10 protein-coding genes and 1 pseudogene are annotated in these 9,760 nt (G+C 71.9%); 6 read left to right on the plus strand and 5 right to left on the minus strand.

What is annotated here, in order from left to right; genetic code table 11:
* Positions 1-513, minus strand: coding sequence for a hypothetical protein (locus tag ABZY12_RS32120; protein WP_356896591.1), 513 nt, complete (start codon positions 511-513; stop codon positions 1-3).
* A 194-nt stretch (positions 514-707) separates the two neighbouring features.
* Positions 708-1,835 carry a magnesium and cobalt transport protein CorA gene (locus ABZY12_RS32125; RefSeq protein WP_356896593.1) on the minus strand — a complete coding sequence of 376 codons (1,128 nt, stop codon included), beginning with the start codon at positions 1,833-1,835 and terminating at the stop codon, positions 708-710.
* A 424-nt stretch (positions 1,836-2,259) separates the two neighbouring features.
* Here ABZY12_RS32125 and ABZY12_RS32130 point away from each other — a divergent pair, with 424 nt between their 5' ends.
* The 4 genes from ABZY12_RS32130 to ABZY12_RS32145 all read left to right on the plus strand — a co-directional run bounded on the left by ABZY12_RS32130 (position 2,260) and on the right by ABZY12_RS32145 (position 5,833).
* Positions 2,260-2,844 carry a suppressor of fused domain protein gene (locus ABZY12_RS32130; protein ID WP_356896595.1) on the plus strand — a complete coding sequence of 195 codons (585 nt, stop codon included), beginning with the start codon at positions 2,260-2,262 and terminating at the stop codon, positions 2,842-2,844.
* 195 nt (positions 2,845-3,039) lie between these two features.
* Positions 3,040-3,678 (plus strand): DUF6758 family protein, encoded by a 639-nt coding sequence (locus ABZY12_RS32135; protein WP_356896597.1) that lies wholly within the window; start codon positions 3,040-3,042, stop codon positions 3,676-3,678.
* A gap of 157 nt (positions 3,679-3,835) precedes the next feature.
* A complete protein-coding gene (locus ABZY12_RS32140) occupies positions 3,836-4,696 on the plus strand; it encodes a PHP domain-containing protein (RefSeq protein ID WP_356896599.1) in 861 nt (286 codons plus the stop codon).
* A gap of 531 nt (positions 4,697-5,227) precedes the next feature.
* Positions 5,228-5,833 carry a MarC family protein gene (locus ABZY12_RS32145; protein ID WP_356896601.1) on the plus strand — a complete coding sequence of 202 codons (606 nt, stop codon included), beginning with the start codon at positions 5,228-5,230 and terminating at the stop codon, positions 5,831-5,833.
* Between the two features lie 100 nt (positions 5,834-5,933).
* On the opposite strand, the gene ABZY12_RS32150 is transcribed toward ABZY12_RS32145, so the two are convergent.
* Positions 5,934-6,086 (minus strand): hypothetical protein, encoded by a 153-nt coding sequence (locus tag ABZY12_RS32150; protein WP_086024648.1) that lies wholly within the window; start codon positions 6,084-6,086, stop codon positions 5,934-5,936.
* Between the two features lie 177 nt (positions 6,087-6,263).
* Between ABZY12_RS32150 and ABZY12_RS32155 the strand changes: the two genes are divergently transcribed.
* Positions 6,264-7,187 carry an NYN domain-containing protein gene (locus tag ABZY12_RS32155; protein WP_356896603.1) on the plus strand — a complete coding sequence of 308 codons (924 nt, stop codon included), beginning with the start codon at positions 6,264-6,266 and terminating at the stop codon, positions 7,185-7,187.
* A 3-nt stretch (positions 7,188-7,190) separates the two neighbouring features.
* On the opposite strand, the gene ABZY12_RS32160 is transcribed toward ABZY12_RS32155, so the two are convergent.
* Positions 7,191-8,051: an alpha/beta hydrolase gene (locus ABZY12_RS32160; protein ID WP_356896605.1), complete on the minus strand. Its 861-nt coding sequence runs from the start codon at positions 8,049-8,051 to the stop codon at positions 7,191-7,193.
* Positions 8,052-8,130: 79 nt separating this feature from the next.
* On the opposite strand from ABZY12_RS32160, the gene ABZY12_RS32165 reads away from it, so the two are divergent.
* Entirely contained in the window at positions 8,131-9,144 is a 1,014-nt protein-coding gene (locus tag ABZY12_RS32165) for an endonuclease/exonuclease/phosphatase family protein (protein ID WP_356896607.1), read from the plus strand.
* 81 nt (positions 9,145-9,225) lie between these two features.
* On the opposite strand, the pseudogene ABZY12_RS32170 reads toward ABZY12_RS32165, so the two are convergent.
* Positions 9,226-9,760: pseudogene (locus ABZY12_RS32170) on the minus strand (DEAD/DEAH box helicase); the annotation flags it as partial.

Genomic DNA, 9,760 nt, shown 5'->3' on the forward strand with positions numbered 1-9,760 from the left:
TCAGCGCTTGCGCCGCTTGAACAGCAGGCGGGGGAGCGCCGCCGGCGCGGGGCGCCTCGTGATCGCCTCGGACGGGAGCGGGGCGGCGGCCAGGGACCCGTCCGGCAGGTCCGTCGTGGAGTCCAGGGGGGTCAGGCGGAGCACCCGGCACTCCCGCGCCCACCGCTCCGGCATCGCCTCTCCGTCGTGCGCGTTCAGACGCTTGCCCTTGAGCTCGGCGACCGCCGCGTCCCACGCCTCGGTGCCGGGAGCCAGCTCGCTCACCGCCGCCGTCCAGGCGACGATCCGGCCGCCCTTGTCCTTGCTGCGGACCGTCACCTCGGCCGTGGAGCCCGCGACGAGACCGGGGAGCGGCTGCTCGCCGGGGCCGTCGCCCACGACGTGCGCCGCACCGTCGTGCCAGACGTGCCACAGCGCGCGGGCGGCGGCCGGAGCGTCGCCCCGGACCCAGATGAGGCCCGACTTCTTGGTGGCCTCCTCGACGAGGGCGGGACCGAGCAGCGTTTCCGTCATGCCCGCAGCTTATCCAGGGGCCGGGACACCCCCTAGGGGGTGTCCCGCCGATCTTGCCGGGCTCGCGACGCCTGGCTCGCACGCTTGCCGCGTTGTCGTCGGTCGTCGACGCTCCGCGTGGACTCCCTCCTCCGCCTTGCGATCGCACGCACCAGACACCGCTCGCTGATCCGGCCTGATCGACGAGACACCCCCTAGAGCCAGCCGTTGCGCTTCAGGGTGCGGTGGATGGTGAAACAGATCGCCGTGATGCCGAGCAGCACCATCGGATAGCCGTACTTCCAGTGCAGCTCGGGCATGTGGTCGAAGTTCATGCCGTACACGCCGCACACCGCCGTCGGGACGGCCACGATCGCCGCCCAGGAGGTGATCTTGCGCATGTCCTCGTTCTGCGCGACGGTCGCCTGCGCCAGGTTGGCCTGGAGGATGGAGTTCAGCAGCTCGTCGAAGCCGACGACCTGCTCCTGTACGCGCGCGAGGTGGTCGGCGACGTCCCGGAAGTACTTCTGGATGTCGGGGTCGACCAGCCGCATCGGGCGCTCGCTCAGCAGCTGCATCGGACGCAGCAGCGGGGAGACGGCCCGCTTGAACTCCAGGACCTCACGCTTGAGCTGATAGATCCGGCCGGTGTCCGCACCCCGCGTGGAGCCCTTGGCGGGCGGCGAGAAGACATCGATCTCGATCTGGTCGATGTCGAGCTCGACGGCGTCGGCGACCGCGATGTAGCCGTCGACGACATGGTCGGCGATGGCGTGCAGGACGGCCGAGGGGCCCTTGCGGAGCAGCTCGGGCTCGCCCTGGAGGCGGTGGCGGAGGTTGCGCAGCGAGCCCTGCCCGCCGTGCCGGACGGTGATGACGAAGTCCGGGCCGGTGAAGCACATCACCTCGCCGGTCTCGACGACCTCGCTGGTGGCGGTGAGTTCGGTGTGCTCCACGTAGTGGATGGTCTTGAAGACCGTGAAGAGGGTGTCGTCGTACCGCTCCAGCTTGGGCCGCTGGTGGGCGTGGACGGCGTCCTCGACGGCGAGCGGGTGGAGCCCGAACTCCGCGGCGATACCGGCGAATTCGGCCTCGGTCGGCTCGTGCAGACCGATCCAGGCGAAGCCCCCGCCCTCCCGCACCTCACGCATCGCGCCGCGCGGGGTCAGACAGGTGAGGTCGTCCACCCGGCCGCCGTCGCGGTAGACGGCGCAGTCGACGACGGCGCTGGAGGCCGAGGGGTCGCGGGTCGAGTCGTACGCCGCGTAGGCGGTGCTGGGCTTGCGCAGGGAGGGCCGCAGGGACGGGCGGACCGCGGCGCGCAGGTCACGGATCATCGACATGGCTTGCTCCTTCACGTCGGAGCCGCCGGCGAGGCGTGGCACAGCCCGGAATGGGGGCGTGGACCTGATGTCCTACGTCCGCAAAGCGGGCGGCACCGCGGGATCGCGGTGACGGCGTTCGCTACAGACAGGCAAAGGCGAAGTGCTCTTCCGTCGTGCGCGATGCCGGGTGACCGGGCCGCGGAAACGGGCCTCGAATCACCGGAAACGGGAGAAACGCACCGGGCTCGGGTGCGGGGCGGAAGAGCGGTTGGTACTGCCCGATCGACTTCGATCCACCGCAGCCCCACCTCCTCCGGCCGGTCCCCCGTGGGGGATGACTTGTGACGTGTAGTCGGGAGTCCCGACCAGCGGCCAAGACTATCAGCCGACAGAGGGTCAATCCCTTCCCCTGCCCGATCCATACGAGCTTTATGCTCGCGGCATGGGAGAAGTTCTTGCTCTGGTCGAGGCCCGGTTGCGTACGGCGCTCGGTGAACCGGACGCGCGGGCCGCGGTGACGTTCCTCGGTACGGACCGCGTCGAGGTGCTGCGCTTCGTCGACGGTGACGTGGTGCGGTACGCGACGCTCGGCATGTCCGCGCAGCCGATGGCCGACCCCACGGCGGCGCTCGCGGACCCGGTGAAGGGCCCGCGCGCGGAGCTGGTCCTCTCGGTACGGGCGGGGGTCGCCGACACCGACAAGGTGCTGCGCCCGCTCGCGGTCCTCGCCTCGACCCCGCAGGTCGAGGGGGTGATCGTGGCCGCCGGCGCCTCCCTCGACGTCGGTGAACCCCTCTGGCCGGGGGCCCCGTTCAGCTCGGTGCTCGTGGCGGAGCCGGGCGGGCTGGTGGAGGATCTGGAGCTCGACGAGCCGATGGATCCGGTGCGTTTCCTGCCGCTGCTGCCGATGACGTCGAACGAGGCCGCCTGGAAGCGGGTCCACGGGGCGAAGGCGCTGGAGGAGCGCTGGCTGACGCACGGCACGGACCTGCGCGATCCGCTGCGCAGGTCCGTACCGCTGGACTGACGTACCGAGTACCGAGCGGGCGGACCCCGTGGGGGCGAGGGCGCCGGCCCGCCTCGCGAACGCGGAGCGGGCCCATGACTGGGGGTGAACCCGCCGGGCCGGACGGGTGATCGTCCTTGACGCGGGGTGAACCGGTCGAGCCGGACGGGTGATCGTCCTTGACGCGGGCGCGCAGGGGTAGGACCGTTGGGCTCTATGAGGGGCGAACCCAGTTGCCCGAAGTGCGGTGGCCGGGTCAGGGCGCCCGGACTTTTTGCCGACTCCTGGCAGTGCGCCGTGCATGGCTTCGTGCACCCGCTGCAACCCGTGATCCCGCCCAGCGTCGAGGCCCTCGGTGTCGTGGTGCACCGGGCCGAGGTACCGGTGTGGATGCCGTGGCCCCTGCCGGTCGGATGGCTCTTCACCGGGGTCGCGTACGCCGGTGACGACCGCAGCGGCGGACGCGCCACGGCGGTCGCCTGCTCCGGCCCCGGGCCGCTCGGCGGGCTCGGCGAGCTGCTGCTGATCGCCGAGGAGCTCGGCGTCGGCCTCGGCGCCCGGTACGCGGGGATCGACGGGCCCGACCCCGGTCCGGGCATGTCCATCGACAAACCGGCCCAGACGAAGGTCCTCGCCGCCGGCCGTCCGACTCCGCTGTGGCATGTGAACGGCGCCCCGCACGACCGCGCGGTGTTCGCCGGAGAGGCGCGGGGGCTTTGGCTGTGGGCGATCGTCTGGCCCGAGCAGTCCGGACTGCTGATGTACGACGAGCTGGTGCTGACGGACCTGCGGGACGCGGGTGCGGAGGTGGAGCTCCTGCCGTGCGGCGCGCTGACACCGAGGCTGCTCACGTAGCGGTGTACCGGGGGTGCCGGTGGGCGGGAGTGCGGACGCCCGGTCCGCTCGCCTCGGCCTGCCCTCGCCAGGAAGGCCCGCGGGCCCGGGTGTTCGATTCGCCCGTTATGCTGAAGCGTCCCCCTCGTCCGCCCCGAGCCCTCCGGAGTACCGCGTCGTGCGCATCGACCTGCACACCCACTCCACGGCGTCGGACGGTACGGACACCCCGGCCGAGCTGGTCCGCCACGCGGCCGCCGCCGGGCTCGACGTCGTCGCTCTCACCGACCACGACACCACCCGCGGTCACGCCGAGGCGATCGCCGCGCTCCCCCAGGGGCTGACCCTGGTGACCGGCGCCGAGCTGTCGTGCCGGATCGACGGTGTCGGTCTGCACATGCTGGCGTACCTCTTCGATCCCGACGAGCCCGCGCTGGCCGCCGAGCGGGAGCTCGTCCGCGACGACCGGGTGCCGCGCGCACGGGCCATGGTCGGCAAGCTCCAGGAACTGGGCGTCCCCGTCACGTGGGAGCAGGTCGCCCGGATCGCCGGGGACGGCTCGGTCGGCCGCCCGCACGTCGCGGAGGCGCTGGTCGAGCTCGGCGTCGTAGCGGACGTGTCCGGCGCGTTCACGCCGCAGTGGCTCGCCGACGGCGGACGGGCGTACGTCGAGAAGCACGAGCTGGACCCGTTCGACGCGATCCGCCTGGTCAAGGCGGCCGGCGGGGTCACCGTCTTCGCCCACCCGCTCGCCGTCAAGCGCGGCGAGGTCGTGCCGGAGGCCGCGATAGCCCGGCTCGCGGAGGCGGGTCTCGACGGCATCGAGGTCGACCACATGGACCACGACGAGGCGACGCGGGCGCGGCTGCGCGGGCTGGCGAAGGAGCTGGGACTGCTCACCACGGGCTCCAGCGACTACCACGGAACCCGCAAGACGTGCGCACTCGGCGAGTACACCACCGACCCCGAGATCTACGGCGAGATCACCCGCCGCGCCACCGGAGCCTTCCCGGTCCCGGGCACGGGCGGAACAGCCTAGGGCCGGTCCGGCCCTGAGTCGCGGCGGAACCGTTCAGCCCCCGTGGCTCGGACGGACCCGTCCAGGGCTGTCCGGCCCTGAGGCGGCGGGACTCCGTGGCATGGCGAGCGGGTCCCGGTCCCTGAGGGGCGGCCCCGCCCCGGGTGGGACCGGTGACCGGATCCGCCGGGCCGTGACCGGCCGGCCGCCGCGTGCGGGACCAGGTCCCCCTGGTGGGACCGCCGATCCGGCGGACCCGATCGGCGCGCCCGGACGACCGCTTTCCCCCGCCCCGAACGGACAGCCCGTGCGGTGCCTGGGGTGGCCCGCTGCCGGGTGTCTTCGTCGCGGCCGCACGGCGCCCTCCGGCGACGGGCCCGGCCGCCTCACGACCCCAGCCGCCAAGGCGGACAGGACCCAGCCGCCTCACGACCCTCCCTCCACCCCGGGCAGGACCCGGGCCGCACACGGCCCGTCGCTCTGACCCCTCCCCGACCAACGGGCGCCCCGGCGCCCCACACCCCTCGTACACCCCCATACGCAAGGCTCACCGTGTTCGACGTCGCCGTCTTCGGCTCGCTCTTTCTGACCCTCTTTGTGATCATGGATCCCCCCGGGATCACCCCGATCTTCCTCGCCCTCACCTCCGGACGCCCGGCCAAGGTCCAGCGCCGTATGGCCTGGCAGGCCGTCGCCGTCGCCTTCGGTGTCATCACCGTCTTCGGCATCCTGGGGCAGCAGATCCTCGCGTACCTCCATGTGTCCGTTCCCGCGCTGATGATCGCGGGCGGCCTCCTCCTGCTGCTCATCGCGCTCGATCTGCTCACCGGCAAGACCGACGAGCCGAAGCAGACGAAGGACGTCAACGTCGCCCTCGTCCCCCTCGGCATGCCGCTGCTCGCCGGGCCCGGCGCGATCGTGTCCGTGATCCTCGCCGTCCAGCACGCCGAAGGCGTCGGCGGGCAGGTCTCCGTCTGGTCGGCGATCGTCGCCATGCACGTGGTGCTGTGGCTGACCATGCGCTACTCGCTGCTGATCATCCGTGTCATCAAGGACGGCGGCGTCGTGCTCGTGACCCGGCTCGCCGGCATGATGCTGTCGGCCATCGCCGTGCAGCAGATCATCAACGGCGTCACCCAGGTCATCCAGGGCGCCTGAGCCCACCCCCCGTACACCCGTACATCACTGCGCCCCCGTACGGATTCCGTTCCACGGAGTCCATGCGGGGGCGCGGTGCTTGAGTGGGTGCCCTACGGCGTTACGAGGCCGAGGTCTCGGCCGGGCGGATCCAGATGCGCTGGCCGATCGATGCGGCCTGCTGCACGATCCGGTTGACGGAGGCGGCGTCCACGACGGTCCGATCGACGGGCGTGCCGTCGATGTCGTCGAGTCGCAGGATTTCGAAGCGCATGGGCTTCTCCCTTCGTCTGAGTTGATCCTCCTGGGTGGAGAACTGTGGTGACGTACGGTTCAACGGTGTGCATCCTGCAAACATTCCCTACGCTAAGGAAATTTTTCGGATGTCTAACTACTGACTGGTAAGGGACAGTGGCGGGGCGACCGGGAACCGGCGGACAATGAGGCCCGTATGAACGACGCAGAGATCCCTCAGACGCCGGACGAGCCGGTCCACGCACTCGGTGCCCGCCTGGAGCGCACCAATGAGCTCCTCACCCGGATGCTGGCCGAAGTGGCCAAGACTCCTTCTACCCACGCCATCTTCGTCGACGCGGGTTACGTCTATGCTGCGGCCGGGTTGCTGATCGCGGGCACCGAGGACCGGCGCTCCTTCGACCTCGACGCCGAGGGCCTGATCGAGGCCTTCATCGACAAGGCCCGCACGATCTTCGCGGACAGCCGGCTGCTGCGCGTGTACTGGTACGACGGCGCCCGGCGCCGTATCCACACGCCCGAGCAGCAGTCGATCGCCGAGCTTCCCGACGTCAAGGTCCGCCTCGGCAACCTCAACTCCAACAACCAGCAGAAGGGCGTCGACTCCCTCATCCGCTCCGACCTGGAGTCGCTGGCCCGCCACCGCGCCATCAGCGACGCCGCCCTCGTCGGCGGCGACGAGGACCTCGTCTCGGCCGTGGAGGCCGCCCAGGGCTACGGCGCCCGGGTCCACCTCTGGGGCATCGAGGCCGCCGAAGGGCGCAACCAGGCCGAGCCACTGCTCTGGGAGGTCGACAGCCGGCGCACCTTCGACCTGGACTTCTGCCGCCCGTACGTGACCCGCCGACCGGTCACGACGTACGAGAACGAGGGCGAGCCGCCGCCCTCGCGCGACGAGGTCCGTTTCATCGGCGCGCAGATCGCCGCCACATGGCTCGGCGAGCGGGGCCGCGCCGCGATGGCCGAGCTGCTGCCCGGACAGCCGTATCTCCCCGGGCCGGTCGACCAGGACCTCCTGATCGAGGCGGAGAAGCTGCTCAGCCGCTCCCTGCGCGGACACGCCGCCCTGCGCAGGGCGTTGCGCGACGGGTTCTGGCAGCACCTCCAGGGCCAGTTCTGACCGCTACCCGCAGCGCTCCCAGAACGCGGTCAGCCGATCGGCCAGCTCTTGGGGGTGCGACACGTTGGGGGAGTGGCCCGCGCCCACCACGACCGTGTGATGGGCGCCGGTCGTGCGTGCGGCGGCCGCGAGTTCGGCCACCGACCAGACCATCTCGCCGTCCCCGTACGCGATGTGCAGCGGGACCGTGAGCTGCGCGAGCTGGGCCGTACCGTCCCGGCCGCGACGCAACAGCCGCCCCGCCGCCGAGAGTTGGATGACCCTCGTGCGCATCCAGCGACGACGCAGGAACAGCACGATCTCCGGGGGGTCGGTGAAGCCGGGCGCCTCGCCGCGGCTGTCCAGCCACCGCGTGGCCAGCCACACCCGCTCCTTGGGCAGCAGGGCCAGCGCGCCCCGCAGCACCCGCACCCGGACACGCTGGGGCCGGGCGACCCGGCCGGGCCCCGAGGAGAGCAGCGTGAGCGACCGGAACACCTCCGGCGCCAGCCAGGCCGCCGAGCGGGCGACCAGACCGCCGAACGAGTGCCCGAGCAGATGCACCGGACCGTCGCCGAGCGCCACCGCCTGCGCGACGGCGTCCAGCGCCAGCGCCCGCCTGCTGTACGCGGACCGGTGGCGCGGTCCCGGAGTCTCGTGCTGCCCCCGGCCGTCCACGGCCACCGCGCGGTAACCGGCGTCGCTCAGCGGTCCGAGCAGCGCGAGGAAGTCCTCCTTGCTGCCGGTGTAACCGGGCAGCAGCAGCACCGTCCCGCGAGCCTCACCGGCGGGCGCGGTGTCCAGTACGGCGAAGCCGCCGCGCGCCGTCACCAGCCGGTAGGCACGGGTGCGGGGTGGCGGCTCCAGGGACCGGGGCTTGCTCATGAAGGGACTGTATCCGCAGATCGGGGCCGTTCGGAGGGGTGCCCGGCTAGGGTGATCCTTTTCGAACAGGGGAGGGAATGTGAAGCGCTGGCAACGACGGCTGACGGTCGTCCTGTCACTCTTCGGTCTGGTGCTGACGGGGGCCGCACCGGCCTCGGCGGCGAGCACCACCGCGACGTACACGGTGTGGAACTGGAACGTCGCCGGCAACGTCATGCACAGGGGCTCGACCACCGACGGCTTCGTCGAGGCGGCCGTCTCGTCCATCCGCTACCGCGGCGCGGACTTCGCGTCGTTCAACGAGCTCTGCTTCAACCAGTACAAGGCGATCCAGGAGGGCCTGGTCGCGGCCGGCTGGCCCGAGGACACGGGCAACTTCGCGCGCTTCGCCGAGACGCTGGCCCCGAAGACCGGTCTCTGTGACGGCCAGTCGTCGTTCGGCAACGCGCTCTTCAGCAAGAAGGCGCTCGGCACCTCGCGCCAGTACCTGCTGCCGCAGGCCGTGGAGAAGACCGAGAGCGGCGGGCTCAAGAACGCCGAACCCAGGAAGATGCTCTGCGCACCGCAGGCCGCGCAGACGCGCATGAAGTTCTGCACCGTGCACATCACGACGAGCAACATCGTCCAGGAGGGGCAGACCGAGGCGGACAACGTCCGCCAGCTCAACGCGGTCCGTACGATCCTCGACGGCTTCGACACCGCGGGTGAGACCTACCTCGTCGCGGGCGACTTCAACGCGCAGCCGCACTACAGCCGGCTCAACGGGTACTACGCACCGTCCGCCGACACCGGGAACAACCCGAGCAACACGGGCGCCCACCGTGAGCTCGACGACGCGGACGCCACGTACTGCCCGGGCTACGGCGAGTGGACGGCCGAGGGCACCCCCGGGGCGGCGCCGCCGTGCGGCGGCAACGCGAAGATCGACCACATCTTCGCCCGTGAGAGCCGTATCGCCGGGCCCTACAGCGCGGACTCGCTGGCCATCGCCACCGGCTGCGCCGTCGCCAACCCGCCGGAGGGGACCACGGACCCGACCAAGTGCTCCGACCACCGGGTCGTCGTCGGAACCGTGGCGGTGCTCATCGGCTGACCGCTCCCGTACGGAGAACGACGCAGCGGCCCGGTCCCTGGGGAGGGACCGGGCCGCTGCGTCACGCATACGGCGAAGCCGTCAGCTCTCGGGCTGGGCGGCCGCGGCCTTCTTCGTCGCGCGGCGGCGCGGGGCCTTGGGGGCCTCGGCCGTCGCCTCGGGGGCCTCCGCCGGAGCGGCGGCCTTCTTGGTCGTACGGCGGCGCGGGGCGGTCTTCGGCTCCGAGGCGTCGGGGGCCTCGGCGACGACGGCCTTCTTGGCCGCACGGCGACGGGGAGCCTTGGGGGCCTCCTCGACAACCTCGGCGGCCTCGGCGGTCTCGACCGGCGCGGCGGCCTTCTTCGTCACGCGGCGACGAGGGGCCTTGGGGGCCTCCTCGACGGCGTCGGCGGCCGCGGGGGCCGGCTCGACGGTCTCGGTGACCTCGGCGACGGCCTTCTTCGCCGTGCGACGGCGGGGAGTCTTCTTCGGCTCCTCGACCGGCTCGACCGTCTCGGCCACCGGGGCGGCGGCCGCGGCAGCGGCGGCGTGGGCCGCGAGGTCCATGTGCTCTACCAGTACTGGTACCGGCAGTTCGCGCACGGCACCTTCCCGGTGGGCGACGTCACCTGGCAGT

Source organism: Streptomyces sp. NPDC006551, from assembly GCF_040611675.1.
Taxonomy (GTDB): domain Bacteria; phylum Actinomycetota; class Actinomycetes; order Streptomycetales; family Streptomycetaceae; genus Streptomyces.